This window comes from Nocardioides sp. YJ-D4 (assembly GCF_054031495.1).
On record NZ_CM132932.1, the window covers coordinates 4,677,262 to 4,702,685 of the forward strand.

A 25,424-nucleotide genomic window follows, 5' to 3' on the forward strand; every position below is an offset into this window, starting at 1 on the left:
AAGGAATTTTTCTTCCACGCGGCGACCGCCACTCGGTGGCGGGCCCGGAGGCGAACGAAAATTCGTTCGGCGGCGAGGCCTCCAGTTCGGACCCGTTGGTTGCGGAAGGAATTTTCCTTCCCTGGGTGTGGGCGGGGACGCGGCGGGCGAACGAATTTTCGTTCACCGGATCGTCACTATCGGATCGACGCTCCGACCAAGAAGGAGCCGTCGGCAGGGACGACGAAGGACCACTGCGTCACCGTCCGTGCGGGAGTCCAGCCGGTGAAGGTGCCGATGGGGGCGGAGGTCTCGACGGCGATGCGGGTGAGCTCGCCGCCGTGCTGCTGGTAGGCGGTGGCCAGCAGCTGCTCGGTCTCCAGCGTCACACCGTGGACGACGAGCCGGCCGCCGGGGCGGAGTGCGGCCAGGCAGGCGTCGAGCACTCCGGGGCGGGTGGCGCCGCCGCCGATGAAGATCGCGTCGGGCGCCGGGAGATCGCGCAGCGCGTCAGGGGCACGGCCCTGGATGACGGCGAGGCCGGGTACGCCGAGGCGGGTGGCGTTGCGGGCGATCCGGGCCGCCCGCTCGGGAGAGGCCTCGACCGCGGTCGTGGTGCAGGAGGGGTGGGCCCGCATCCACTCGATCCCGACCGAGCCGGCACCGGCGCCGACGTCCCACAGGTGCGCCCTGGGGGTGGGGGCCAGGCGTGCCAGAGCAGAGGCGCGCAGGTCACGCTTGGTGAGCTGACCGTCGTTCTCGAACACGTCGTCGGGCAGGCCTGCAGCCCAGCCGAGGAGGGTGGTGCCGACGCACTCGATCGCCACGATGTTGAGCCGGGGCGACTCGCCCGTCCAGGTCGAGGCGGTCCCGGTCCGTGCGCTCTCGGTCTCCGCTCCCAGGTCGCCGAGCACGGTCATCATCGACCCTCCGAAACCAGCCGTGACCAGGAGGTTCGCGATCGAGGCGGGGGTCGATCCGTCCGAGGAGAGCGCCAGGATCCGGCGACCGGGGGTGAGCTCGCGGGCGACCAGCGACACGTCGCGGCCGACGAGGCTGACGACCGCGCACGACTCCGCCGGCCAGCCCATCCGGGCGCGGGCGAGGGCGACGGCGGAGACGGCCGGCTCGATGCGTACGTTCTTCCGGCCGAGAAGTGAGATCAGGGTCGTTCCGATGCCGGAGACCAGCGGGTCGCCCGAGGCCAGCGCCACGACGGGGGCGTCGTCCGGCAGCGACTCGAGGAGAGCCGGGAGGCCCTCGCGCAGCGGCGACGGCCAGGGCTCGCGGCGCTGGCCGGGGACGTCGGGGACGAGGTCGAGATGACGCTTGCCGCCGAGGAGGACGGCGGACTGCAGGATCAGCTGCTGGTGACGTACGGGAATCTCGTCCCAACCTCCGGCACCGATGCCCACCACGACGATCATGAGGCCAGACGCTACAGTGACCGCACAGGCGCGAGGTGCCCCGACTGGGGAGAATCTGGGAAGCCGGTGAGATTCCGGCACAGGCCCGCTGCGGTGAATCGAGCCCCATCACGGGGACTCGACAAGTCCGAAGACCGGCCCCGCGTCCATCCAATCAACGCGATAGGGAGCGGGAGCCTCTCATGCCGGTGCACTACCCATTTTCTGCCGTCCTCGGCTGCCAGGCGGACGACCTCGACGACATGGGCCTCGCGCTCGTGCTCACCACCATCTCCCCGGAGATCGGCGGGGTCTTGGTCCGTGGCGAGAAGGGGACCGCGAAGTCGACGGCCGTACGCGGTCTGGCGGCCGTGCTGCCCTCGATCTCGGTCTACGCCGGGGATCGGTTCTCGATCGACCCGGCCGACCCCTCCGCGGAGTCGCCGGACGGGCCCTTCGGGTCCGCTGCCGTCGTGGAGAGCCGGCCGGTTCGGCTGGTCGAGCTCCCGGTCGGCGCCACCGAGGACCGGGTCGTCGGCTCGCTCCACCTGGAGAGTGCGCTCTCGCGCGGCGCGGTCGAGTTCGAGCCGGGACTGCTGGCGCGAGCCCACCGCGGCCTGCTCTACGTCGACGAGGTCAACCTGCTCCACGACCACCTGGTCGACCTGCTGCTGGACGCAGCGGCGATGGGCCGGGTCTCGGTCGAGCGCGACGGCGTCTCGGTCGAGCACGCCGCCCGGTTCGTGCTGATCGGCACCATGAACCCCGAGGAGGGCGAGCTGCGTCCGCAGCTCCTGGACCGCTTCGGGCTCACCGTCGAGGTCGCCGCGCCCCGGGATCCGGCGCTGCGCGCCGAGGTCGTACGCCGCCGGATGGCCTTCGACCTGGATGCTCCCGCGTTCGTCGAGCGCTATGTGGCCGCCGAGCGTGACCTGACCGCCCGCGTCTCCACCGCGCGTGCCCTCGTCGGGAAGGTCCGGCTCACCGCGCCCGGGCTGCTCAAGATCGCCGAGGTCTGCGCGGCGTTCGAGGTCGACGGGCTGCGCGCCGACATCGTCACCGCCCGCACCGCGGTCGCGCACGCCGCCTGGGCCGGGCGCTCCGAGGTCACCCGCGAAGACATCCGCCGGGCCGCGCTGCTGGCCCTCCCGCACCGCCGCCGTCGCAACCCCTTCGACGCTCCCGGGCTCGACGAGGACCTGCTCGACCGCATCCTCGGCGACGAGGAGCTGCCGCCCGAGCCGCCGGAGGGCGGGCCGGACGGCGGGCCGGACGAGGGTGGCGCGCACGACGACTCTGTTGGTCCCACTGAGCCAGATTCCGCTGGGCCTCCGCCTGGCAGCTCCGACGACTCGACCGACGCGGAGCCCCCGACCACCGATCAGCAGTCCCCGCCGGTCGAGCCCGCGAGCGACGACTCTTCGATGGTTGAGCCCGCGAGCGCAGCGAGCGGTGTCGAAACCAACACGGTCACCGCCGCAGGCGCCGCCTACCGCCCCCGCCTGCTGACCGTCTCCGGCCTGGGCACCGGCCGCTCCGGCGGCCGGAGCAAGGCGATCGGCAGCAGCGGCCGCCGGATCGGCGCGGACACCAGCACCCGCGGCTCGCTCCACCTCGTCGAGACGCTCAAGGCGGCCGCAGGCAAGCAGAGCGCCCGGGACCGTACCTCGGCGAAGGTCGAGCTCCGGATCGAGGACCTCCGCACCGCGGTTCGCGAGGGCCGCGAGGCCAACCTGGTGCTCTTCTGCGTGGACGCCTCCGGGTCGATGGCCGCACGCAAGCGGATGGCGCAGGTCAAGGCCGCCGTCCTCTCGCTGCTGCTCGACGCCTACCGGCGCCGCGACAAGGTCGGGATGATCACCTTCCGGGGCGAGGGCGCCGAGCTGGTGCTGCCGCCGACCGGGTCGGTCGACCTCGCCGCGGCCCGCCTCGACGAGGTGCCCGCCGGAGGACGTACGCCGCTGGCCGAAGGCCTCCTCGAGGCCGCCCGTGTGCTCCAGCGCGAGCACCTGCGTGACCCCGATCTGCGGCCGCTGCTGGTGGTCGTCACCGACGGTCGCGCCAACTCCAAGACCCACGGCAAGGACGCCGTCCGGCGCTCGCAGCAGGCGGCTGCGTACGTCGCCGGACTCGGTGTCACCACGGTCGTCATCGACTCCGAGAGCGGGCCGATGCGGCTCGGGCTGGCCCGCCAGCTGGCCGAGCACCTGGGCGCCGAGCACGTGCCGGTCGCCGAGGTGAGCGCCGAGGCGCTGACCTCCGCCGTCCACGGGTTCACCGGATCCACCATGGGAAGGGGCGCTGCCTGATGCCGAAGGGACAGCCGCTGAACGTACCCGACGACGGGCTCACCACCCGCCAGCGTCGCAACCGGCCCCTGGTGATGGTCCACACCGGCCCCGGCAAGGGGAAGTCGACCGCCGCCTTCGGGCTCGCGCTGCGCGGCTGGAACCAGGGCTGGCGGATCGGCGTCTTCCAGTTCGTGAAGTCGGCCAAGTGGCGTATCGGCGAGCAGACCGTGCTCGAGCGCCTCGGGAAGCTGCACGAGGAGACCGGCGAGGGCGGGCCGGTCGACTGGCACAAGATGGGCTCCGGCTGGTCCTGGAGCCGCAAGCAGGGTGACGCCGAGGACCACGCCGCAGCTGCCGCCGAGGGCTGGGCCGAGATCAAGCGGTGCCTGGCCGCGGAGACGTACGACCTGCTTGTCCTCGACGAGTTCACCTACCCGATCAAGTGGGGCTGGGTCGACGCCGCCGAGGTCGCCTCCGTCCTCGCCGAGCGACCGGGGCGCCAGCACGTGGTGATCACCGGCCGCGACGCCGACCCCGCCGTGCTCGAGGTCGCCGACCTGGTCACCGAGATGACCAAGATCAAGCACCCGATGGACGCCGGCCAGAAGGGCCAGCGGGGCATCGAATGGTGACCCTGCCCCGGCTGGTGGTCGCTGCTCCCTCGACCGGCTCGGGGAAGACGACGATCGCCACCGGGCTGATGGCGGCGCTGCGTGCCTCCGGGAGCGTCGTGAGCGGTCACAAGGTGGGCCCGGACTACATCGATCCGGGCTACCACGCGCTCGCCACCGGACGCCCGGGCCGCAACCTGGACCCTCACCTGGTGGGGGAGTCGCGGGTCGTGCCGCTGCTGCTCCACGGCGCCGCCGGCGCGGATGTGGCGGTCATCGAGGGTGTCATGGGCCTCTACGACGGCCGCCTCGGCACCGACGGCTTCGCCTCCACCGCCCACGTCGCGGCGCTGACCTCCTCGCCGGTGGTCCTGGTCCTCGACGTCGCCCGGATGTCCCGCTCCGCTGCCGCGATCGCCGCCGGGATGGCGGCCTTCGACCCGTCGGTACGCATCGGGGGAGTCGTGCTCAACCGCTGCTCCCCGGGACGCAACGCCGAGGAGATCCGGCGAGCGCTGGAGCAGGTCGGGCTGCCGGTGCTCGGCATGCTCCCGCGCGACGAGACGCTCGCGTCCCCGTCGCGCCACCTCGGCCTCGTCCCGGTCGCCGAGCGCGACGAGTCGGTCGCGCTGATCGAGCGGCTGGGGGAGCAGGTCGCCGCCCACCTCGACCTCGCGGCCCTGCTCGACGTCGCCCGCTCGGCCCCCGACATCGACGATGTCGCCTGGGATCCGGCCCGGGCTCTGGAAACCGAGACCGTCCCTGACTGGGAGCGCCCGGTCGTCGCGGTCGCAGGTGGTCGCGCGTTCACGTTCCGCTACCCCGAGACCGAGGAGCTCCTGGAAGCGGCGGGCTGCGACGTACGCCCCTTCGACCCGCTCACCGATCCCGCGCTCCCCGAGGGCACCAGGGGGATCTACCTCGGCGGCGGCTTCCCGGAGATGTACGCCGCCGACCTCGCCGCCAACACGAGCCTGCTCCGCGACCTCCGGGCGGCTGTCGAGGCCGGGGTGCCGACCGTCGCCGAGTGCGCCGGTCTCCTCTACCTGGCCGAGTCCCTCGACGGCGTACCGATGGCCGGTGCCATCCCAGCCCAGGCCGCCATGAGCGAGCGCCTCACCCTGCGCTACCCCGTCGCCACTGCCGCCTCCGACTCCCTCCTCACCCGCGCCGGCGAGCAGGTCACCGGCCACGAGTTCCACCGCACCACGACGACCCCGGCCGCCGGAGCCCGGGCGGCGTGGACCGTCGACGCTGCCGAGATGGGCGTCAGCAGCGACACCCTGCACGCCTCGTACCTCCACGTTCACTGGGCCGGCCATCCGCACCTGGCGCGCCGCTTCGCCGACGCCGCCCACGCCTTCGCCCCCGTCGGTCGAGCCGACGTCGCCTCCGTCGGTCGAGCCGACGTCGTGAGGGACGAACGACGTCGTGTCGAGACCAACACGGTCCTCTCGAGCGCGACGGCTGACCGTGTTGGTCTCGACACGCCTCCGCCTAGCGGCTCCGGCGGCTCGACCAGCGGGAGTGACGGCTCGACCAGCGGGAGTGACGGCTCGACCAGCGGGGGCGCGGTCGCTGATCCGCTGCGGCACCATGGGGATGTCGAGGTGGGGGAGGGGCTGCTCGACTTCGCGGTGAACGTCTACCCGGATCCCCGACCGGAGTGGCTGGACCAGGCGCTGCACGAGTCGCTGGCGTCGGCGGCCTACCCCGACGAGGAGCCGGCGCGGGCGGCGCTGGCCAAGCACCACGGCCGCGAGCGCGCCGAGGTGCTCCCGACGGCGGGAGCGGCAGAGGCGTTCACGCTGGTCGCCAGGGCCAGGCCATGGCGACGGCCCGTCGTCGTGCACCCGCAGTTCACCGAGCCCCACGCGGCGCTCGAGCAAGCAGGCCACCGAGTGACCGAGGTCTGCCTCCGTCACGAGGATGGGTTCACCCTCGACCCGGCTACGGTCCCCGAGGACGCGGACCTGGTCGTCGTCGGCAACCCGACCAACCCCACCGGCGTACTCCACCCGAGGGCCACCCTCCGCGCCCTTCTCAGGCCCGGCCGGCTGGTCGTGGTCGACGAGGCGTTCATGGATGCCGTCCCCGGCGAGCCGGAGACCTTGACCGGCGAGTGCACCGAGGGCCTGCTGGTTATCCGGAGCCTGACGAAGCACTGGTCGATCCCCGGCGTACGCGCCGGCTACGTCGTCGGCGACACCGCCACGATCAGCGACCTGGAGGCGGTGCGTACCCCGTGGTCGGTCTCGGCCACCGCGGCTGCCGCGATGCTCGCCTGCGCGACCGAGCGGGCGAGCGCCGAGGCCCGTGAGCGCGCCGAGCGGATCACCACTTGGCGCGACCACCTCGAGGCGGGCCTGCGGGACCAGCAGATCGAGTACGTCCCATCGGCCGCCTCCTTCGTCCTGGCCCGCCCGGGCGCCGGAGTCCGTGAGGCCTTGCGCGAGCAGGGCATCGCCGTACGCCGGGCGGACACGTTCCCCGGGCTCGGTCCGGAGTGGGTGCGGATCGCCGTACGTCCGCCCGAGCTCACCGACCGCCTCCTGCACCAGCTCGAGCAGCAGGTGAAGGCGTGACACCCAAGTGGATCGCCCTCGCGGCAGCGACACTTTCCCGCCATGGCGGGAAAATGCCGCCGTCTCGCCACCCGGTGTGCCGAACATCCCCGCCATGGCGGGAAAGTGCCCGCGGCCCCCGGTCAGGAGCTTCGAGATGAGGGCACGGGCGATCGGGCTCCTCGCAGGCTTCGCGCTCGACCGGCTGCTCGGGGACCCGCGCCGCTATCACCCGGTCGCCGGGTTCGGCACGGTGGCGATGCGGGCCGAACGGGCCTGGTACGCGGACGACCGTGCCCGCGGGGTCCTGCACGCGGCCGCCCTGGTCGGGGGAGCGGTGGTCCTCGGAGCGGTTGCCGAATGTGCCGCTCCAGGAAGAGCGGGGAGAACCCTGGTCACCGCCGCCGCGACCTGGGCGGTCCTGGGCGGCCGCTCGCTGGAGCGGGAGGCACTCGCCGTCCACGAACATCTCGACCGCGGCGACCTACCTGCCGCGCGACAGCGGCTGACCCACCTCGTCGGCCGCGACACCGAGGAGCTCGACGCCTCCGAGGTCTCCCGGGCCGTGGTCGAGAGCGTCGCCGAGAACACCTCGGACGCAGTGGTCGCACCGCTGGTGTGGGGCGCGATCGCGGGCGTACCCGGTCTGCTCGGCTACCGCGCCGCCAACACCCTGGACGCGATGGTCGGGCACCACAACGACCGCTACGAGCGCTTCGGCTGGGCGAGTGCCCGCCTCGACGACCTGCTCAACCTGCCCGGCTCCCGCCTCTCCGGCCTGCTCACCCTGGCCGCTGCGCCGTCGCGGGCCAGGCAGGCCTGGGCGGCCTGGCGGCGTGACGCCGCGCGGCACCCGAGCCCGAACGCCGGCGTCGTCGAGGCGTCCTTCGCGGGTGCCCTCGACATCCGCCTCGGCGGCACGAACCGCTACTACGGCAACCGTGTCGAGCACCGCGCGGTGATGGGCGACGGCCGCGACGCCGCCCCCGCCGACGTGGTCAGCGCCACCGCGCTGGCACGCAGGGTCGGCATCGGGGCGGCCCTGGTCGCGGCGGCGTACGCCGTCATCACTCAGCGCCCGTGACGGAACGCCCGAGCCAGGACGGCGGGCGGTGCCTCGGCGATGCCCGGTCCGCCGGCGCGGGTCCACTCGGCCAGGGCGTCGGCGACCCGCACCGAGCCGGCCCGGGCGACCCAGACCGGCCGTGCCCCACGCTGTCGCCCCTCGGGTGAGGGACCGACCACCACGACGTCGGCACGCTCGCACGGGCCGAGGCAGTCGGCGACACGTACGGTCGCCGACTCCCCGGCCGCCGCGTTCAGCGTCGTGAGCACGGCCGCATGGTCCACCCCGGGCGACTTCCGCTCCGTCCCGCAGCAGCAGCCGCGACAGACCGTCAGCGTCGGCCGCCCGGTGGTGGGGTCGCTCATCCTTCGCAGGCCTCGCAGTCCGGGCCGTTCTCGATGGCACAGACCGCGGCGTCGCTCCAGTCGTCCCAGCTGAGATCGTCGATGGCGTCGGTGGTGGTCGGGTTCTCGTTCATGGTCATGCCTCTCGGTCGCAGGTGGTCAGTTCGAAGTGCGGGTCTGCTTGCTGGCCTGGATGCCGGCCCGCGAGCGCAGGTAGTACAGGCTCTTGATGTTCGGGTCGAGCAGCGCCAGCTTGTGGATCTTGCTGATGTACTGCGGGGTCGCGTCGGCCTGGAAGAACAGGTTGAGCGACTGGGCCTGGTCGATGTGGACCTGCCGGTCCGATGCGCGAGCGAGCAGGACCTCCTGGTCGATCTCGTAGCCCGTCTTGAAGACGTCCTTCTCGTGCTCGTCGAGCCAGTCGACGTGCTGGACGGAACCGCCGTGGTCGACGATGTCGTCGATGTGCGCCTGGTCGTAGACCCCGCGCTCCTCCATGACCTCGACGAGGTTCTGGTTGGCCCGTGGCATCTCTCCGGCCGAGGTGGTCTGGTTCCAGACGTTGGCGACGTACGGCTCGATGCCCTGGCTGGTGCCGCCGACGATCACCGCGGTGCTCATCGTCGGCGCGATCGCCATCAGGTGGGAGTTGCGCCGTCCGACGCACCACTCCGGGATGCCCGCGACCGAGCCCATCCACCGCGACGCGGCGTCGGCATCCGCCGAGATCCGCTCGAAGATGTCCTTGTTGAGCGCCGCCGCCTTGTCCGACTCGAACGGCACCCGCTGCTTCTGCAGGTAGTCGTGGTAGCCCATCACGCCCAGCCCGAGGCTGCGGGCCTTCTCGGTGTAGCGCACCGCCCGCTCCAGACCACGGATGGTGCGGGCCTTGCGCAGGAACGCCTCGGCGACCGCGTCGAGGAAGACGGTCGCGACGTACGCCGTGTCCTGGTCCTTCCACTCGTCGTAGGTCGAGAGGTTCAGCGAGGAGAGCACGCAGGTGTAGGAGTGGTCCTCGTCGGAGAAGAGGGTGATCTCCGAGCACAGGTTGGAGGCCTTGTTCTCCAGCCCGTTGGCCTTGTAGGACTCGGTCTGGGCCGCGTTGACGGTGTCGACCTTCCAGATGTAGCCCTTGCCCAGCACCACCCGGATCTTCAGCACCCGCTGGTAGCGCTCCAGAGCATCGCGATCGCCGGCCAGCATCCGGTCGATGAACGCCTGGCTGAAGATCCAGCCGATGTTCTTGTTGGCGGGCTCGCGGAAGATCAGGTCGGCGAGCTCGTAGAAGTCCGGGTGGTCCACGGGCAGGTAGCCCGCCCAGGAACCGCGGCGGGTGGCGCCCTGGCTGATCTGGTTGGTCATCTCCACGAAGTTGCAGAAGACCGGGACCACACCGTTGGCCTTGCCGTTGTCGCTGAACTTCGCGCCGCGGGGCCGGACGTCACCGAGGTACGCCGAGGTCCCGAACCCGTTCTGGGAGAGGATCGCCGCCTCCTTGAGGGTCTCGTAGAAGCCCCACACCGAGTCCTCGACGTACGAGCCCTCGCACGAGACGGGCAGACCCCGGTCGGTGCCGAGGTTGGACAGCACCGGCGTCGACGGCGAGAGCCAGCCGTTCCAGATCGCCTCGAAGAACCGCTCCGTCCAGGAGACGCCGTCCTCGCGGGGGTACATCTCGTCGGCGAGGTCGCCGGCGGTGCTGGCGATGGTCTCGTAGCGCTCCCGGACGCTCTGGTCGGCGACGGTGTACTTGGCCTTGAACATGGCATAGCCCGCCGTGGTCATGAAGGCGGGCACGACGCCGTCGGCCTGCAGGGACTTGCGCTCGGCGGAGAGCGCCTCCCAGTTGCTGTTGCTCATTAGAAGCTGAACTCCGTCTCGCCGATGTTGCGGTTGTATTCGTTGCCGGTGACCTGGAAGAAGTCGTGGAACTGGGTGCCGTTGATGCCGCTGTAGAACCACTCGGCGATCGGGTTGGCCTCGACGTTGAACAGCGGCTCCATCCGCATGTTCTCCAGGGTCATGTCGATGCGGGACCTCACGAAGGTCTCCAGGTCGGCCTGGTCGATGCCGGTGATCGGCCCGTGGTCGAAGAGCATCTCCACGATCCGGGCCTCGTGGGCGTAGAGGTGCTCGGCCACGCCGCGGACCCGCGCGAAGAGGTCGTCGCGCTCGGCCTCGAACTTGTCGGCCGGGACGGTGGCGGCGTACTCGTCCAGAGTGGTGTTGAACAGCCAGGCGCCGCCGGTGGCGTGCAGGTTCTCGTCGCGGGCGGAGAAGTTGATGCCGCTGATCACGTTCTGCAGCAGGTTCTTTCCGCCGGACTGGAAGTGCTTGAGGAAGGCGAAGTTGGAGTAGAGGACGCAGTTCTCCATCAGCGTGAAGACGCTCAGCGCGTAGAGGAGGTCCTCGTCGGCGATCGCGTCCCACACGAACTGGATCCGCTCGGCCAGCACCGGGTCGTTCTTGTAGGAGTCGTAGAACTCCTCGGTGTCGATCATGAGGACCTTGTTGAGCTTCGCGTAGAACGGCGCGTGCATGTTCAGCTCGGCGAACGAGAAGGCGTTGGCCATCATCTGGACCTCCGGACGCGGGAACGCGTGGAAGATCCGGTCGCCCCACACCTCGCCGCCGAGGATCAGCTCGTAGATGGTGAACAGCTTCAGCGTGGTCTTCACCGCCGCCTGCTCGGCGTCGGTCATGTTGACCAGGAAGTCCTGCTTGTCGTTCTCGACCGGGATCTCCTCGGCCGTCCAGAAGATGCTCCGCTGCTTCTTGGCCAGGTCCTCGGCCATCGGATAGTCGAAGACGTACGCCGACTTCTCGGTGCGGATCGGTAGACCCTCGGTGTCGATCAAGCCCCATGCCCCCTTGCTCACGCGGGCTCCGCGGCCCGCTGGATGTCTCGTGCATCCGTGCCGGGGCAGGGAGGACGGCGGCAGCGCGCCGGGCGGACCCGGTCACGTGGTGCTCGCTCGATCCCCTGACCTTCCCTCGAGGTCGCGGACCCCACCATGAGGTGGGCACTGGCAGGTCTTCGGACTCGTGGGCGTGGTCGTGCTGGTCCTAGTGGCCGTCGCTTCCCAGGGGCATGGCTTGCTCCCAGTGCTTCGTGACGGCGGTCGTTCCCACTCACCGCTGCGGGGCAGTCCCGGACTCGCACCGGGTTCCCTCTTGCCTCTCCCGCCCCGTCGCCGAGGTGGGAGAACCAGCTGCGAGGACCACTATATGCGGGAATTACATCAATGCAACTTCCTAGATCTTGTGCTTCGCCGTGTCGTCGGAAACATCCCCGGCACCGGTTCGACGACCCGTGCTAGCCTCTGCGCCGAGTCGAACGCATCCTGATGGATGCCAGGGAACTCCGGTGTGAATCCGGGACTGGCGCGCAGCGGTGAGGGCGACGGCGACGCTAGGCAGCCACTGGGGAACGGGTCCCTGGGAAGGCAGCGTCGCCGGTTGAACCCGAGTCCGAAAACCTGTCGGCTCAGACGTTCGTCACGGCCCTCGCGACCAGGGTCCAGAGGACCTGAGAGGCCGAACTGCGTGCAGACGCCGTGCCGCGAGACCCCCACCCTGATCCCGAGCCCCGGCGGTGCCGGGAGGCGGCGGCTGCCGTTCGTGCCGCTGGTCGTCGGGCTGTTGCTCGCCGCCGCGTTCAGCGCCGTGGCGTCCCTGGCCTTCGGCTCCGAGCGGATCCCTCTCGGCGAGGTCGTCGCGGCCGTCGTCGACCGGCTCCAGGGCGACGCACCGGGGAAGTGGGACGTGATCGTGTGGGAGCTGCGCGTCCCCCGGGCGTTGATGGCGCTCGCCGTCGGCGCGGGGCTGGCCGTGGCCGGTGCCGGCATGCAGACCCTGGTCCGCAACCCGCTCGCCGACCCGTTCCTGCTCGGGATCAGCTCCGGCGCCTCGGTGGGCGCGACGGCCGCGATCACCACGGGCGCGCTGGCTGGTCTCGGCACGTACGCCGTCTCCGGCGGCGCCCTGCTCGGAGCCGTCGGCTCGGCGCTGCTGGTCTGGCTGGTGGCCACCGCCCAAGGTGGGCTGACTCCGATCCGGCTGGTGCTCTCCGGGGTCGTGCTCTCCTCGGGGCTCTCCGCCATCGCTTCGTTCCTGGTCTTCATGAGCGACGATCCGCGCGCGGCGGACTCGGTGATGTTCTGGATGCTCGGCAGCGTCGGCGGTGCCAGCTGGGAGAAGCTGTGGCTGCCCGCGGCACTCAGCCTCGTCCTCGGTCTCGCGATGCTGGCGCTGCACCGCTGGCTGGACGCCCTCGCCGCCGGGCCCGAGACCGCTGCCGCGCTCGGCGTGAACGTCGCGGCGCTGCGTACGACTCTCTTCGTCGCCCTGGCGGTGCTCGTCGGGATCCTGGTCGCGGTCAGTGGTGGGATCGGATTCGTCGGTCTGATCGTGCCGCACGCGGCCCGGCTGCTCGTGGGCGCGCGGCACCGGGTGGTGCTCCCGGTCGCGGCCCTGGCAGGCGGGGTGTTCCTGCTGTGGGTCGACGTGCTCGCCCGGCTGGTGGCACGCCCGCAGGAGATCCCGCTGGGGGTGGTCACCGGCGTCGTCGGCGCGCCGCTGTTCCTGCTGCTGCTCGGTCGCGGTCAGTACCGCTTCGGAGGCGACCGATGAGCGGGTCCGCGGCCGTGCTCCGGCTGCGCGGGGTCTCCGCGCGGCTGGGCCAGCGCGAGGTGCTGCGCGACGTCGACCTGGACGTGCCGGTGGGCACCCGCCTCGGCATCGTCGGCGTCAACGGCGTGGGGAAGTCGACGCTGCTGCGGATCCTCGCCGGGGTGCTGCGGCCCAGCACCGGGCAGGCCTGTCTCGCCGACGAGTCCGGACGGCTCCAGGAGACCGCCCGGATCGGCTCGCGCGAACGCGCCCGCCGACTGGCGTACGTCCCCCAGGAGGAGGTCGCCTCCGCCGAGCTGCTCGTCGGGGAGATGGTCGCGCTGGGCCGGGTGCCCCGCACCCGGCCCTGGTCGCGAGGCGGGCGGCAGGAGCGGGAGATCGTCCGGGCGGCCCTCGACGCCGTCGGCCTCGCCGACCGCATCGACGACCCGTGCGACCGGCTCTCCGGCGGCGAGCGGCGCCGGGCGGTCATGGCCAGGGGCCTCGCCCAGGAGAGCCCGGTGATGCTCCTGGACGAGCCCACCAACCATCTCGACGTCGCCTGGCAGCTGCGGCTGCTGCACAGCGTCGCCGAGCGGGCCGAGACCCTCGTCGCGACCATCCACGACCTCGACCTGGCGCTCCGCTCCTTCGACCGGCTCGCCGTCCTCGGCCGGCCCCGGGAGAGCGACCCCGACAGCGGCCCGGCCACCGTCGTGGCCCACGGGCCGCCGGTCGAGGTGCTCGACAGCATCCGCGTCGAGCACCACTTCGGCGTCGGCTCGGTCCAGGTGCCCCACCCACACCTCGACCAGCCCCACCTGCTCATCCATCCTCGGAAGGACCGATCCGCATGAACCAGCGCCTCACCCGCCACGTACGCCCGGGCCTCGGCTGCCTCGCCGCGCTCGCGCTCGGCACCACGATCCTCACCGCCTGCGGGACGGCGGAGAAGGCCGCCGAGGAGGCCGGTCAGGACGCGATCACCGTCGAGAACTGCGGGGAGAAGCTCACGGTCGACCAGCCGGTCACCGAGCTGTACGCCTACGACGGCGGGATCATCTCCATCGCGCTGGCCGTCGGTGCCCGCGAGGAGCTGGTCGCGGTCACCGGCCTGGCCCGGGACCAGCAGCTGCTCGAGCTCGCCTACCCCGAGGACAGGGTCGACGAGCTCGAGATCGTGGGCGAGGACCAGCCGACGCTGGAGACCGTCCTGGCCCTCGACCCGCAGCTGATGTTCGCGGGCTGGAGCTACGGGTTCAGCGAGTCGCGGAACCTGGTGCCCGAGATGGTGCAGGAGCGGGGCATCGAGACCTACCTGCTCAGCGAGACCTGCCGGCAGGAAGACGGTGACCGCGGCACCATGGACGCCTGGACGGCGCTGCGTACCGACCTGCTCAACATCGGCGAGCTGACCGGCCACGACGCGACCGCGGCGAAGGTCGTCGCCGACATCGAGGAGCGTCGCGCGGCCCTGGAGAGCGCGCCGAAGCCCGACGAGGAGCCGACCGCGTTCCTCTTCGACTCCGGCACCGACGCGATCTTCACCTCCGGATCCTTCGGGGGACCGCAGGCGATCTTCGACACCGCCGGAGTGACCAACGCGACCGCCGACGTCGAGGACACCTGGACCGAGGTCGGCTGGGAGCGCTTCGCGGCCGCCGAGCCCGACGTCATCTACTTCGTGGACTACCCGGGGCAGTCCTACGAGGAGAAGGTCAAGGTGCTCAAGGCCAACCCGGCCTCCCGCGACCTCCCGGCCGTCAAGGAGAACAGGTTCGTGAACCTGCCCTACGCGATGTGGGTCTCCGGCCCGCTCAACATCGACGCCGCCGAGTGGGTCCGGCGCTCGCTGGAGCACTTCGGTCTCGCGCCCGAGTCCGGGATCGAACCGAGGCTCGACATCGCCGATCTCACCAACCTCGTCGGCAACGAGTGGCTCCGCTGAGATCCCGCTATAGTGCACGCAACGGACATGAGGAAGCCGGTGGAACTCCGGCACAGTCGCGCTACTGTGACATCGCCTCGCGGCGGTGGAGTCAGACCCGAGTGTCCGTCCAACCCCAACGAACAGGGACGCAGGTATCCCTGAGGAGGACATATGTCGCAGCACGCTGTGGCGCCCGTCGCCGGCGCCGACCTTCCCACCATCCCGCTCCGTGAGCTGGCCCCCTGGGCGCTCTTCTTCGGTCTGCTCGGTCTGCTGGTGCTCTTCTTCATCAGCGCCGACCAGGGCGCCGTCTCGATCCCGTCCGGCACGCTCATCCACGAGTGGGTCCACGACGGTCGTCACCTGCTCGGCTACCCCTGCCACTGATGAGCCCGCGTGCATTTCTCGTACGCGGCCTCCTAGCTGGACTCCTCGCCGGCGTCGTCACCTTCCTGGTGGCGTACGCCGTCGGTGAGCCGCAGGTCGGTGCTGCCATCGCGCTGGAGGAAGCCGGTGGCGACGGGCACTCGCACTCGCATGCAGCCGAGGGCTCCGAGGCCGGTGAGGAGGAGGCCGCCGAGGTCTCTCGCACCAACCAGAGCACCTGGGGATTGCTGACCGGCACCCTGGCCGTCGGCGTCGCGCTCGGGGGCATCCTCGGGCTGGTCGCCGCATTCGCTCTCGGGCGGATCGGGCGGCTCACGCCGGGACAGTCGACGGCGCTCGTCACCCTGATCGGGTTCGTCGCGGTCGCGCTGGTGCCGTTCCTCAAATATCCGGCGACCCCGCCGGCGGTCGGCAGCGGCGACACCATCGGCGTCCGCACCGCGGTCTACTTCGCCTTCCAGGCACTCTCGGTCGTGGCTGCCGTGGTGGTGACGTACGCCGCCGTGCGGCTGCGCGGACGGTTCGGCACCTATCTCGCCGTGGTCGGCGCGATCGCGGCCTACCTGGTCGTGATGGTCGTGGCCGGGGAGCTGTTCACGACGGTCAACGAGGTCGGGGACTTCCCGGCCGACACGTTGTGGTTCTTCCGGCGGGCATCGCTGATCACGCTCGCCACCATGTGGGGTGTGATCGGAGTGGCACTGACCGGCCTGGTGATCAGGCTGCACGCGACGGAGCGCGCCGTCGCGGAGCGAAAGGCCCTTGCCGCGAGCCTGTGAGCAGGCCACGAGAAGGTTCAGCAGCGGGGGAGGCGGTAGGCCTCCACGGGGCGGCCGTCGGCCAGGTGATCACGCACGATCACCCGGGCGGCGGCCGCTTCCACGTTTCCGTACCAGACATCGTCGGGCTGGACGCTGAGCACCGGCGCCTGGTTGCACGGGAACTGGCACCCGGTGTGGGTGATCAGCAGGTCGTCGTCGACGAGACCGGCCTCCATCGCACCCAGGATCACCTCTCTCGCGGTCTCCTCCGAGCCCTTCGCGGTGCAGCGCGGGCCGCGGCAGATCAGGACCTGACGTACGTGCTCGGGGACTCGCTCCCAGGCGGGCGAGGTCAGCCCGGGCTCGGTGCCGGTGACCGGCCGGGTCTCGGCGAGCGCGTCGGGGAGCTCGTCGCGGGTGGTCGCCAGACGGGTCGCGATCTGGATCTCAGGGCGGTCCCCGGGGCGCTCACGCCACCAGTGGGCCGCGATCCGGCGCAGCCAGGAGTGGCCGGGGGCGAGCGGGCCGAGGCTGACGCCGGCCAGCATGATGGTCGCGGCTCCGGAGTCGGCGAGCCTGGTCAGCTCGGCGGAGAGCGAGGGTCCGCCCATCTGCAGGAACGCGAGGCTCGCGCCGAGCTCACCGGCCCAGTCGAGCAGATCCCCGCGCCGGTCGACATCGGTCACCGACATGCCGACGAGGACGCGGACGCTCACCGGAGCCCCTTGACCCAGGCGACCGCGTCGGCGACATCGTTGACCGTCTGGACCTCGCCAGGTCCGCCCGGTCGACGGACGACGACCACCTTCACGCCCAGCTCGGCCGCCGCATCCATCTTCGGCCGGGTGTAGGTGCCGCCGGAGTCCTTGGTGATGAGTACGTCGGTGCGGTGCTCCCGCATCAGCGCGAGCTCACCGTCGAGGTCGTACGGTCCGCGACTGGTCAGCAGCGTCCACGGCTCGGGCAGCTCGAGCTCGGGCCGGTCGACCACGCGGGCGAGCGCGGCACGCCCGGCCAGTGCGGGTACGAAGCGCCCGAGCTCTTGGCGGCCGACCGTGATGAACGGTCGGGCGCCGAGGCCGGCGGCGAGATCCGCGGCCTGGTCGTGGCCGTCGGCGTAGACCCAGGACGGGTCGGGCGTCCAGCCCGGCCGCTCCAGACGGAGCAGCGGATGGCCGGTCAGCTCGCAGGCCGCGGCCGCGTTGGCAGACATCCCGCGGGCGAACGGATGGGTGGCGTCCACGACCGCGTCGTACTCCGCGAGAGCCGTCCGCAGCCCCTCGACCCCACCGAACCCACCGATCCGCACCGCGCCCACCGGAAGCCGCGGTCGCGCCACCCGTCCGGCCAGCGAGGAGGTGACGTCGACGCCGTCGTCGACCAGCCGCGCCGCCAGGTCCCGCGCCTCCCCGGTCCCGCCCAGGATCAACAGCCTCATCGTTGGGCTCCTCCGACGGGGGTTGAGGTGGCGAGGTCGAGCAGGGCGTCGACGTCGAGGTGCTCCTCGACGAGGTCGGCGATCAGGTCCAGGCGGCGCTCGCGGGCGGCTGGGAAGGAGACCGCGGACGGCTCGCGACCCAGTGTCGCTGCGAGGAAGGCGCCGCGCAGCGCGTCGCCCTCCAGGCTGCCGTGCCACATCGTGCCGAAGACGTTGCCGGTTCGAGCGCCGCCGAGGAACTCGGTGACTCCGTCGCCGAGGGTGATCCGGCCGTGGTGGATCTCGTAGCCGCTCGCCTCGACCCCGAGCGCCGAGCCGGTGGGCAGGCGGAGGTTCTTGGCGGGGGTGAAGTCGGTGCGTACGTCGAGCAGGCCCAGCCCCTCGACCTCGGCGACCGACCCCTCGACACCGTCGGGATCCGCGATCACGCCGCCGAGCATCTGGAAGCCACCGCAGATCCCGAGGAGCGGGCGGCCGCGGCGTACGTGCTCGGTCAGGGCCACGTCGAGGCCGCGTGAGCGGAGCCAGGCCAGGTCGCTGATCGTGGACCGGGTGCCGGGCAGGACGACCAGGTCGGCATCGGCGACATCGGCCGGCGAGGAGGCGAAGACGACATCGAGATCCGGCTCCAGCCCGAGCGCGTCGACGTCGGTGAAGTTGGAGATCCGGGGGAGGCGTACGACCGCGACCTTGCGAGTGGCACCTGGCGCCGAACGGCGCCCTTCGAGGTCGAGCGCGTCCTCGGAGTCGAGCCACAACGACGGCTCCCAGGGGAGCACGCCGAAGACCGGGCGCTGGGTGATCGACTCCAGCGAGTCGAGTCCGGGCCTCAGCAAGCCGAGATCACCGCGGAACTTGTTGACCACAAAACCGCTGATCAGGGCCTGGTCATCGGGCTCGAGGAGCGCCAGGGTGCCGTACATCGCCGCGAACACCCCGCCCCGGTCGATGTCGCCCACGACGACGGTCGGCAGCCCGGCGTGCCGGGCCAGCCCCATGTTGACGTAGTCCCCGGCCCGCAGGTTGATCTCGGCCGGGCTGCCCGCGCCTTCGGCGACGATGACGTCGAAACGCGAGGCCAGATCGTCGTACGCCGCATGGGCCGCGGTCGCCAGATGCCGGCGCCCCGCCTCCCAGTCGTGGGAGGACACCTCGCCCGCCGGATGCCCCATCAGGACCACGTGGCTGCGGCGGTCGGAGCCGGGCTTGAGCAGGACCGGGTTCATCGCCGGCTCCGGGGTGACCCGCGCCGCCAGGGCCTGTACCCACTGGGCCCGGCCGATCTCCGCCGTTGTCCCGTCCGGCGCCTCGCAGACCATCGAGTTGTTGGACATGTTCTGGGCCTTGTAGGGCGCCACCTTGATGCCGCGGCGTGCGAACGCCCGGCACAGCCCGGTCGTCACGACCGACTTGCCCGCATCCGAGGTGGTGCCGGCGACCAGCAGCCCGCTCATCGGCGCGGGGCTCGCAACAGGTAGATGTCCATCACCCAGCCGGACGTCTCGCGCAACCGTGCCCGGGCGGACTCGATCGCCGGCAGGACCTCGCCGACCGTGCCTGCGACCAGCTCCTCCTCACGCGTGCCGAGGTTGCCGCCCCACCAGATCCGCCAGTCCTCGAGCCCGGGGAGGTCGACGACCCGGTTGAGCATCACCACGAGGTTGTCGTGCCCGGCCTCGACGGCCTCGAGCACGGCGCGGCCGGTGGTGACGTAGAGCGGTCGCCCGACGTCGTGGAGGACGAGCCGATGCCGCGCGGCGAGCAGCTGTACCGAGGAGATCCCGGGGATGACATCGACCTCGATGTCGAGCTGCTCGGAGATCTGGTCGACGACGCGGATGGTGGAGTCGTAGAAGGCCGGGTCGCCCCAGACCAGGAAGCCGACGTCGCCGGGGTGCTCGGCGAGCACGGCGAGGTACCGCTCGACGCGGGCCCGGTGCCAGGCTGCGACCGCCGCCCGGTACTCGGCGTCGGTCCCGGTGAACTCCTCACGCCGCTCGCGAGGAGCGTCGTCGACCTTGACGACCCGCGCGGGAGCGGAGAGGTGGCGGTCGAGCAGCTCCTCACGGGCCCGGACCAGCGGGTCGGGCATGCCCTGCTTGACCGTGCCCGACTTGTCGGTGACCAGGAAGTAGTCGACCGACCGCATCGCGGCCACGGCCTCGAGGGTAACCTGGTCGGGGTCACCGGGGCCGACCCCGATGATCTTGATCCGACGCTTGTCAGAAGAACTCATTCCTCCTCCAGATCACCTTCGATGTCGAGATAGATCTCCTGCATCGCTGCGACGAGCTCGGGGTCGGGCGACTCCCACAGCCCGCGCTCGGCAGCCTCGTGCAGCCGCTCGACGATGCCGCGCAGCGCCCACGGGTTCGAGGATCGCATGAACTCCTGGTTGGTCTCGTCCAGGACGTACTCTCGGGCGAGCTTCTCGTACATCCAGTCCTGCACCACGCCTGCGGTCGCGTCGAAGCCGAAGAGGTAGTCGACGGTCGCGGCCAGCTCGAAGGCACCCTTGTAACCGTGGCGCTGCATCGCCGAGATCCAGCGCGGGTTGACCACGCGTGCCCGGAAGACGCGGTTGGTCTCCTCCTGCAGCGTGCGGGTCTTGATGGCGTCGGGGGAGGTGGAGTCGCCGACGTACGCCTTCGGCTCGCTGCCGGTCAGCGCGCGGACGGTCGCGACCATGCCGCCGTGGTACTGGAAGTAGTCGTCGGAGTCGGCGATGTCGTGCTCGGCGGAGTCGACGTTCTTGGCGGCGACCTTGATCCGGCGGTAGTTGGCGCGCATGTCGTCGGCCGCCGGGGCGCCATCGAGGTCGCGGCCGTAGGCGAAGCCGCCCCACGCCGCGTAGACGTCGGCCAGGTCCTGGTCGGAGCGCCAGTTGCCGGCCTCGATCACCTGCAGGATCCCGGCACCGTACGAACCGGGCTTGGAGCCGAAGATCCGAGACGTCGCGCGGCGCTGGTCGCCGTGGTCGGCGAGGTCCTCGAGGGTGTGCGCGCGGACGAAGTTGTCGGTGTCCGGCTCGTCGAGGTCGGCCACCATCCGGACCGCGTCGTCGAGCATCGAGACCACGTGCGGGAACGCGTCGCGGAAGAACCCGGAGATGCGTACGGTCACGTCGATCCGGGGCCTGCCCAGCTCCTCGAGCGAGATGACGTCGAGGTGCGTGATCCGGCGGGAGGCCTCGTCCCACTCGGGGCGCACTCCGAGCAGCGCGAGCACCTCGGCGACATCGTCGCCGGACGTACGCATCGCGGAGGTGCCCCAGACGGAGAGCCCGACCGATGTCGGGTAGTCGCCGGTCTCGTCCAGGTAGCGCTGCAGCAGCGAGTCGGCCATCGCCTGCCCGGTCTGCCAGGCCAGCCGCGACGGCACCGCGCGCGGGTCGACGGTGTAGAAGTTGCGCCCGGTCGGAAGTACGTTGACGAGCCCGCGCAGCGGCGAGCCCGACGGCCCCGCGGGGACGAAGCCACCGTCCAGCGCATGCAGGACCGCGGACAGCTCGTCGGTCGTCCCGTTCAGCCGCGGCACCACCTGCTCGGCGGCGAAGACGAGCACCTGCCGCACGGCCGGGTCGTCGTGGAGCGTCTCGGCGACGGCCGGGTCCCAGCCGGCCGCATCCATCCGCTCCACCAGAGCGCGCGCCTGGGTCTCGATCTCGTCGACCGCCCGGGTGTCGGCGCCCTCCTTGAGGCCCAGCGCCGCCCGCAGCCCGGGCACGGCACCGCCGACGCCGCCCCAGACCTGCGCGGCGCGCAGGATCGAGAGCACCAGGTTGACGCGTGCCTCACCCTCCGGCGCGGCACCGAGCACGTGCAGCCCGTCGCGGATCTGGGCGTCCTTGATCTCGCAGAGCCAGCCGTCGATGTGGAGCATGAAGTCGTCGAAGGCGTCGTCCTCGGGCCGCTCCTCCATGCCGAGGTCGCGGTGGAGCTCGGCGGCCTTCATCAGCTGCCAGATCTCGCCGCGGATGGCGGGCAGCTTGGCCGGGTCCATGGAGGAGATGCGGTCGTACTCCTCCATCAGCGACTCCAGCCGCGCGATGTCGCCGTAGGACTCCGCACGCGCCATCGGCGGCACCAGGTGGTCGATGATCGTGGCGTGCGCACGGCGCTTCGCCTGAGCACCCTCGCCCGGGTCGTTGACCAGGAACGGGTAGATCAGCGGCATGTTGCCGATGGCCGCATCCGGGCCGCAGGACGCCGAGAGCGCGGCGTTCTTGCCGGGCAGCCACTCCATCGAGCCGTGCTTGCCGAGGTGCACGACGGCGTCGGCCCCGAAGCCGTGCTCGAGCCAGCGATAGGCGCCGAGGTAGTGGTGCGACGGCGGCAGGTCGGGGTCGTGGTAGATCGCGACCGGGTTCTCACCGAACCCGCGCGGCGGCTGGATCAGGATGACGATGTTGCCGGCCTGGAGCGTGGCCAGGACGAGCTCGTCGTTGTCGTTGACGAAGAGCTTGCCCGGCGTCGGCCCCCAGGTCTCGACCATCTGTTCGCGCAGGTCAGCAGGGAGATCCGCGGTCCACCGGTCGTAGTCGGCCTTGGAGATGCGGACATGGGCGTCGGTGAGCTGGGCGTTGGTCAGCCACTCCTCGTCCTGGCCGCCGGCCGCGATCAGTGCGTGGATCAGCGCGTCGCCGGCGGCGGTGCCACCCTCTTCGGCCGCGACGGAGTCGAGGATGCGTACGACCTCGTTGTCCTGGCCCAGGTCATAGCCCTCCTCGCGCAGGCGGCGCAGCATCCGGATCGCGGAGACCGGGGTGTCCAGGCCGACCGCGTTGCCGATGCGAGCATGCTTGGTCGGGTAGGCGGAGAGCACCAGCGCGAGACGCTTGTCCGGGTTGGGCGTGTGCCGCAGGCGGGCGTGGTTGACCGCGATCCGGGCGACCCGCGCGGTGCGCTCGGGGTCGGCGACGTAGTGGGGGAGACCCTGCTCGTCGAGCTCCTTGAAGGAGAACGGCGCGGTGATGATCCGGCCGTCGAACTCGGGGATCGCGATCTGGTTGGCCGAGTCGAGCGGCGTCACGCCGTCGTCGGAGGCCTCCCAGTCCGCACGCGAGCTGGTCAGGCAGAGCCCCTGGAGCACCGGGATGTCGAGCGCCGCCATCCGCTCCACGTCCCAGGCCTCGTCCTCGCCACCGGCGCTCGCCGAGGCGGGCACGGAGCCACCGGCCGCGAGCACGGTCACGATCAGTGCGTCGAGGGTGCCGAGCGCCTCGTAGAGGTCGTCGGGGGCCGAGCGCAGCGAGCCCGCGAAGACGGGTACGCCGGTGGCCGCGCCGGTCGCGTCGATGGCGTCGGCCAGTGCATGGGCGAACGCGGTGTTCCCGCTGGTCTCGTGGGCGCGGTAGTAGAGCACCCCGATGCGGGGAAGGGTGTCGTCGGCAGGCGAGGGACGCTCCGCGAAGCCCCAGGCCGGGACGGTCGCCGGCGGCTCGAACCCGAAGCCGGTCAGCAGGACCGTGTCGGAGAGGAACGCGTGCAGCTGGGCGAGGTTGGCCGGCCCGCCCTCGGCGAGATAGCGGTGGGCCTCGGCGGCGACGCCCATCGGGACGGTGGAGTGCTCCATCAGCTCGGCACTCGGCTGCTGCTCGCCGCCGAGGACGACGACGGGAGTGCCCCGCTCCTTGACCGCGCTCAGGCCGTCCCAGAGATCGGTGGGCGAGCCGAGGAGCCGGAAGACGACCAGGTCGGCATCGGCGACGATCTGCTCGAGGTCGGTGGCCCGCGACGGGTTCGCCCAGGCGTAGTCGGCGCCGCTGGCACGGGCCGAGAGCAGGTCGGTGTCCGAGGTGGACAGAAGGGCGATGCGTACGCGTGCAGAGTCGGCCATGCCGAGGTCCTCCTAGGGGTTCTCGCCCCGTCGATCGGTCGGATAGCCCGCGGCCAGTGTCTGGCTGTGTCCGTGCCCAGCAGCTGTACGGACGTCACAGTGGCGGAACCGCCCCGGACTCTCACCGGGTTCCTGCGCCACGAGCGTGCTCGCAGCCTACCCCGCGCGGCGCTCGAGCCAGGTCTCGCGGGTGATCTCGTACTCGACCTCGCCGTCGGCGTGACCGGCGAGCGGCTCGTCCCAGTCCTGCTGGAAGCCGCGCACGAAGCTCATCCCGACAGAGACCATGGTCGCGCGGGAGGCCTCGTTGACGGCCATCGTCTGTGCGATCACCCGATCGATCCCGAGGTCCTCGAACCCGTGGCGGAGCAGCTCGAGCGAGCCTTCCTTCGCGAACCCCTTGCGCCAGTGGCGCTGCGGGAGCCGGTAGCCGAGCTCGGCCGCATCGGTGCGCGGCGGGTTGTCGGGCGGGTCGAACATGTAGAGACCGACGAACTCGCCGGCCGAGAACCCGATCCACTTGCCCAGCACCTCGGCCTCCTTCGCCACCCGGATCCACTTGTGCATCCGCTCCTCGGTCTCCTCCGGCCGGAGCGCGCGGGTGAACAGATGGCGGAGCACCACCGGGTCGGAGTTGAGCTCGACCAGGAGGGGCAGGTGCTCCTCGGACAGCGGGACCAGGTCGAGGCGCTCGGTGCGCAGACGGGCTTGCGGCATGGGTGCGACGTTAGTGAGGACGTACGCCACAGGCATCTGGTTTCTGGGGCGATCCGGGCGTGCGTGGACCTCACCGACCCAATTGACAAATAAGTTTGTCAATTGCATCCTGGAGCTGTGAGCAACGGCATCAACTACGTCGACGAGCCGGACCGGGTGGCCGCGGCGCTGTCGCCCATTCGTCGGCAGCTGCTCGGTCACCTGCGGGAGCCCACGTCGGCCACCCGGCTCGCTGCGGTGCTCGAGCTGCCTCGCCAGCGGGTGAACTACCATCTGCGGGCGCTCGAGTCGGCCGGGCTGGTGGAGCTGGTCGAGGAGCGGCAGCGCCGGGGATTCGTCGAGCGGATCGTCCGGGCGAAGCCGGGTGCGTTCGTGGTCGACCCGTCAGTGATGGGCCGAGGACCCGAGTCCGCTGAGAGCGCGGGGCGGATCCAGGACCAGTTCGCCGCCGACCACCTCGTCGGGGTCGCCGCAGCGACGGTGCGGGACGTGGCCCGCATGCAGGTCAAGGCGGATGAGCAGGGCAAGCGCCTGCTCACGTTCACGATCGAGGCCGCCGTGCGCTTCGCCGACGCCGCCGACGTGCACAGATTCACCGAGGAGCTGACCGAAGCGCTGCGGCGTACGGCTGAGGGTTTCGACAGCCCGACCGGTCGGCAGTACCGCGTGGTCATCGGCGGGCATCCCGCCCCGGCAGCGGTGACCGACCCGTCCGAACAGGAGCAGAGTGATGAATGACATCCAGAGAGGCGAGACGCCGCATATCGAGGTCACCGTGGCGGCGTCGGCCGATGCCGCGTGGCAGTCATTACGGGACCCAGCCGCCATCCGACAGTGGCACGGCTGGGACACGGACGAGATCGAGGCCGAGATCGACTCGATCTACTTCACCGACATCGTCGAGGTCGCCGACCGGCGCACGCTGGTCGCGAACGGCGGCGACAGGTTCGAGATCCAGCCGGACGGCGACGGCGTCCGAATCACGCTGACTCGCGCGCCGTTGTCCGGCAACCCGGACTGGGACGCGTACTACGACGACGTCACCGAGGGCTGGACGTCGTTCCTGCATCAGCTTCGGTTCGCGCTCGAGCGCCGGCCCGGACTGACGCGCCGCACGTTGTTCTTCGCCGATCGCGGCACCTACTCGGGCACTGTCGTCGAGCGGCTCGGCCTCGACGCTGTCGCCGGGCAGCACCGGGGCAGCCGCTACACCGCGACGCTCGCGGGCGAGGACGTGGCCGGCGAGGTGTGGTTCCGCTCGGCACGCCAGCTGGGCGTGACGGTCGACGCGTGGGGCGAGGGCCTGCTGGTGATCGCCGACACCGCGCCGTCGGACGCCGACCCGGCCGGTGGTTCGATGGCCATCCTCAGCACGTACGGCCTCGAGGACGCCGACTTCGCGCAGCTCGACACCAGGTGGTCCGGCTGGTGGGCCGATCACCGGACGGGGGAGTGATCCCCAGTCTCTCCGCTCCGCTGGT

At 71.2% G+C, this 25,424-nt stretch carries 20 protein-coding genes, 1 pseudogene and 4 riboswitches; of the genes and pseudogenes, 11 read left to right on the top strand and 10 right to left on the bottom strand.

Features of this window, described 5'->3' with window-relative positions:
• Positions 1-176: 176 nt before the first annotated feature.
• Positions 177-1,406, bottom strand: a complete 1,230-nt coding sequence (gene cbiE / locus ACW14X_RS22420) for a precorrin-6y C5,15-methyltransferase (decarboxylating) subunit CbiE (RefSeq protein WP_457163360.1) — start codon at positions 1,404-1,406, stop codon at positions 177-179.
• 16 nt (positions 1,407-1,422) lie between these two features.
• Positions 1,423-1,563: riboswitch (cobalamin riboswitch) on the top strand.
• Between the two features lie 25 nt (positions 1,564-1,588).
• On the opposite strand from cbiE, the gene ACW14X_RS22425 reads away from it, so the two are divergent.
• The 4 genes from ACW14X_RS22425 to ACW14X_RS22440 all read left to right on the top strand — a co-directional run bounded on the left by ACW14X_RS22425 (position 1,589) and on the right by ACW14X_RS22440 (position 7,935).
• Positions 1,589-3,694 (top strand): magnesium chelatase subunit D family protein, encoded by a 2,106-nt coding sequence (locus ACW14X_RS22425; protein ID WP_350838104.1) that lies wholly within the window; start codon positions 1,589-1,591, stop codon positions 3,692-3,694.
• Positions 3,694-4,308 (top strand): cob(I)yrinic acid a,c-diamide adenosyltransferase, encoded by a 615-nt coding sequence (gene cobO, locus ACW14X_RS22430; protein WP_160028064.1) that lies wholly within the window; start codon positions 3,694-3,696, stop codon positions 4,306-4,308. Before ACW14X_RS22425 ends, cobO begins: the two co-directional genes overlap by 1 nt.
• Positions 4,302-6,872: a cobyrinate a,c-diamide synthase gene (locus ACW14X_RS22435; protein ID WP_457163361.1), complete on the top strand. Its 2,571-nt coding sequence runs from the start codon at positions 4,302-4,304 to the stop codon at positions 6,870-6,872. Before cobO ends, ACW14X_RS22435 begins: the two co-directional genes overlap by 7 nt.
• Positions 6,873-7,008: 136 nt before the next feature.
• Positions 7,009-7,935 (top strand): cobalamin biosynthesis protein, encoded by a 927-nt coding sequence (locus tag ACW14X_RS22440; protein ID WP_457163362.1) that lies wholly within the window; start codon positions 7,009-7,011, stop codon positions 7,933-7,935.
• Here ACW14X_RS22440 and ACW14X_RS22445 read toward each other — a convergent pair.
• From ACW14X_RS22445 to ACW14X_RS22455, 3 genes are all read right to left on the bottom strand, one after another.
• Complete coding sequence (locus ACW14X_RS22445) at positions 7,923-8,282, bottom strand: (2Fe-2S) ferredoxin domain-containing protein (protein ID WP_350844721.1); 360 nt, start codon at positions 8,280-8,282, stop codon at positions 7,923-7,925. The two genes, ACW14X_RS22440 and ACW14X_RS22445, sit on opposite strands and share 13 nt — an antisense overlap.
• A gap of 138 nt (positions 8,283-8,420) precedes the next feature.
• Positions 8,421-10,121 (bottom strand): ribonucleoside-diphosphate reductase subunit alpha, encoded by a 1,701-nt coding sequence (locus ACW14X_RS22450; RefSeq protein ID WP_457163363.1) that lies wholly within the window; start codon positions 10,119-10,121, stop codon positions 8,421-8,423.
• Positions 10,121-11,140, bottom strand: coding sequence for a ribonucleotide-diphosphate reductase subunit beta (locus ACW14X_RS22455; protein WP_350844725.1), 1,020 nt, complete (start codon positions 11,138-11,140; stop codon positions 10,121-10,123). The genes ACW14X_RS22450 and ACW14X_RS22455 overlap by 1 nt, the downstream gene beginning before the upstream one ends.
• 132 nt (positions 11,141-11,272) lie before the next feature.
• A riboswitch (cobalamin riboswitch) is annotated at positions 11,273-11,490 on the bottom strand.
• 88 nt (positions 11,491-11,578) lie between these two features.
• Positions 11,579-11,762: riboswitch (cobalamin riboswitch) on the top strand.
• Between the two features lie 111 nt (positions 11,763-11,873).
• Here ACW14X_RS22455 and ACW14X_RS22460 point away from each other — a divergent pair.
• The 5 genes and pseudogenes from ACW14X_RS22460 to ACW14X_RS22480 form a co-directional block, all read left to right on the top strand.
• On the top strand, positions 11,874-12,893 hold the full coding sequence (locus ACW14X_RS22460; RefSeq protein WP_201451412.1) for an iron ABC transporter permease: 1,020 nt from the start codon (positions 11,874-11,876) through the stop codon (positions 12,891-12,893).
• A complete protein-coding gene (locus tag ACW14X_RS22465) occupies positions 12,890-13,729 on the top strand; it encodes an ABC transporter ATP-binding protein (protein WP_457163364.1) in 840 nt (279 codons plus the stop codon). The genes ACW14X_RS22460 and ACW14X_RS22465 overlap by 4 nt, the downstream gene beginning before the upstream one ends.
• Positions 13,726-14,820: an ABC transporter substrate-binding protein gene (locus tag ACW14X_RS22470; RefSeq protein ID WP_457163365.1), complete on the top strand. Its 1,095-nt coding sequence runs from the start codon at positions 13,726-13,728 to the stop codon at positions 14,818-14,820. The genes ACW14X_RS22465 and ACW14X_RS22470 overlap by 4 nt, the downstream gene beginning before the upstream one ends.
• Before the next feature lie 153 nt (positions 14,821-14,973).
• A complete protein-coding gene (locus ACW14X_RS22475) occupies positions 14,974-15,189 on the top strand; it encodes a CbtB domain-containing protein (protein WP_160028078.1) in 216 nt (71 codons plus the stop codon).
• A 17-nt stretch (positions 15,190-15,206) separates the two neighbouring features.
• A pseudogene (locus ACW14X_RS22480) lies at positions 15,207-15,968 on the top strand (CbtA family protein); the annotation flags it as partial.
• A gap of 17 nt (positions 15,969-15,985) precedes the next feature.
• On the opposite strand, the gene ACW14X_RS22485 reads toward ACW14X_RS22480, so the two are convergent.
• The 6 genes from ACW14X_RS22485 to ACW14X_RS22510 all read right to left on the bottom strand — a co-directional run bounded on the left by ACW14X_RS22485 (position 15,986) and on the right by ACW14X_RS22510 (position 23,943).
• Positions 15,986-16,666 (bottom strand): (2Fe-2S) ferredoxin domain-containing protein, encoded by a 681-nt coding sequence (locus ACW14X_RS22485; protein ID WP_457163366.1) that lies wholly within the window; start codon positions 16,664-16,666, stop codon positions 15,986-15,988.
• Entirely contained in the window at positions 16,663-17,388 is a 726-nt protein-coding gene (locus ACW14X_RS22490; RefSeq protein ID WP_350844733.1) for a cobalt-precorrin-6A reductase, read from the bottom strand. The genes ACW14X_RS22485 and ACW14X_RS22490 overlap by 4 nt, the downstream gene beginning before the upstream one ends.
• The gene (locus tag ACW14X_RS22495) at positions 17,385-18,842 is read right to left on the bottom strand and encodes a cobyric acid synthase (protein WP_457163367.1); all 1,458 of its coding nucleotides are present in this window, start codon (positions 18,840-18,842) and stop codon (positions 17,385-17,387) included. Before ACW14X_RS22495 ends, ACW14X_RS22490 begins: the two co-directional genes overlap by 4 nt.
• A complete protein-coding gene (gene cobF / locus ACW14X_RS22500; RefSeq protein WP_457163368.1) occupies positions 18,839-19,624 on the bottom strand; it encodes a precorrin-6A synthase (deacetylating) in 786 nt (261 codons plus the stop codon). The genes ACW14X_RS22495 and cobF overlap by 4 nt, the downstream gene beginning before the upstream one ends.
• Complete coding sequence (locus ACW14X_RS22505; RefSeq protein ID WP_457163369.1) at positions 19,621-23,226, bottom strand: cobaltochelatase subunit CobN; 3,606 nt, start codon at positions 23,224-23,226, stop codon at positions 19,621-19,623. Before ACW14X_RS22505 ends, cobF begins: the two co-directional genes overlap by 4 nt.
• A gap of 51 nt (positions 23,227-23,277) precedes the next feature.
• Positions 23,278-23,387: riboswitch (cobalamin riboswitch) on the bottom strand.
• Positions 23,383-23,943: a GNAT family N-acetyltransferase gene (locus ACW14X_RS22510; RefSeq protein ID WP_457163370.1), complete on the bottom strand. Its 561-nt coding sequence runs from the start codon at positions 23,941-23,943 to the stop codon at positions 23,383-23,385. Its footprint overlaps the riboswitch before it by 5 nt.
• Before the next feature lie 117 nt (positions 23,944-24,060).
• Here ACW14X_RS22510 and ACW14X_RS22515 point away from each other — a divergent pair, with 117 nt between their 5' ends.
• Together ACW14X_RS22515 and ACW14X_RS22520 are read left to right on the top strand one after the other, a co-directional pair.
• A complete protein-coding gene (locus tag ACW14X_RS22515; protein WP_457163371.1) occupies positions 24,061-24,681 on the top strand; it encodes an ArsR/SmtB family transcription factor in 621 nt (206 codons plus the stop codon).
• The gene (locus ACW14X_RS22520) at positions 24,674-25,399 is read left to right on the top strand and encodes an SRPBCC family protein (protein WP_457163372.1); all 726 of its coding nucleotides are present in this window, start codon (positions 24,674-24,676) and stop codon (positions 25,397-25,399) included. Before ACW14X_RS22515 ends, ACW14X_RS22520 begins: the two co-directional genes overlap by 8 nt.
• The last annotated feature ends 25 nt before the right edge of the window (positions 25,400-25,424 follow it).

What these genes read in the sequence shown, in the direction of transcription:
- cbiE (WP_457163360.1), bottom strand. Translation starts at nt 1,406, where the DNA reads ATGATCGTCGTGGTGGGCATCGGTGCCGGAGGTTGGGACGAGATTCCC.
- ACW14X_RS22425 (WP_350838104.1), top strand. Translation starts at nt 1,589, where the DNA reads ATGCCGGTGCACTACCCATTTTCTGCCGTCCTCGGCTGCCAGGCGGAC.
- cobO (WP_160028064.1), top strand. Translation starts at nt 3,694, where the DNA reads ATGCCGAAGGGACAGCCGCTGAACGTACCCGACGACGGGCTCACCACC.
- ACW14X_RS22435 (WP_457163361.1), top strand. Translation starts at nt 4,302, where the DNA reads ATGGTGACCCTGCCCCGGCTGGTGGTCGCTGCTCCCTCGACCGGCTCG.
- ACW14X_RS22440 (WP_457163362.1), top strand. Translation starts at nt 7,009, where the DNA reads ATGAGGGCACGGGCGATCGGGCTCCTCGCAGGCTTCGCGCTCGACCGG.
- ACW14X_RS22445 (WP_350844721.1), bottom strand. Translation starts at nt 8,282, where the DNA reads ATGAGCGACCCCACCACCGGGCGGCCGACGCTGACGGTCTGTCGCGGC.
- ACW14X_RS22450 (WP_457163363.1), bottom strand. Translation starts at nt 10,121, where the DNA reads ATGAGCAACAGCAACTGGGAGGCGCTCTCCGCCGAGCGCAAGTCCCTG.
- ACW14X_RS22465 (WP_457163364.1), top strand. Translation starts at nt 12,890, where the DNA reads ATGAGCGGGTCCGCGGCCGTGCTCCGGCTGCGCGGGGTCTCCGCGCGG.
- ACW14X_RS22470 (WP_457163365.1), top strand. Translation starts at nt 13,726, where the DNA reads ATGAACCAGCGCCTCACCCGCCACGTACGCCCGGGCCTCGGCTGCCTC.
- ACW14X_RS22475 (WP_160028078.1), top strand. Translation starts at nt 14,974, where the DNA reads ATGTCGCAGCACGCTGTGGCGCCCGTCGCCGGCGCCGACCTTCCCACC.
- ACW14X_RS22490 (WP_350844733.1), bottom strand. Translation starts at nt 17,388, where the DNA reads ATGAGGCTGTTGATCCTGGGCGGGACCGGGGAGGCGCGGGACCTGGCG.
- ACW14X_RS22495 (WP_457163367.1), bottom strand. Translation starts at nt 18,842, where the DNA reads ATGAGCGGGCTGCTGGTCGCCGGCACCACCTCGGATGCGGGCAAGTCG.
- cobF (WP_457163368.1), bottom strand. Translation starts at nt 19,624, where the DNA reads ATGAGTTCTTCTGACAAGCGTCGGATCAAGATCATCGGGGTCGGCCCC.
- ACW14X_RS22505 (WP_457163369.1), bottom strand. Translation starts at nt 23,226, where the DNA reads ATGGCCGACTCTGCACGCGTACGCATCGCCCTTCTGTCCACCTCGGAC.
- ACW14X_RS22510 (WP_457163370.1), bottom strand. Translation starts at nt 23,943, where the DNA reads ATGCCGCAAGCCCGTCTGCGCACCGAGCGCCTCGACCTGGTCCCGCTG.
- ACW14X_RS22520 (WP_457163372.1), top strand. Translation starts at nt 24,674, where the DNA reads ATGAATGACATCCAGAGAGGCGAGACGCCGCATATCGAGGTCACCGTG.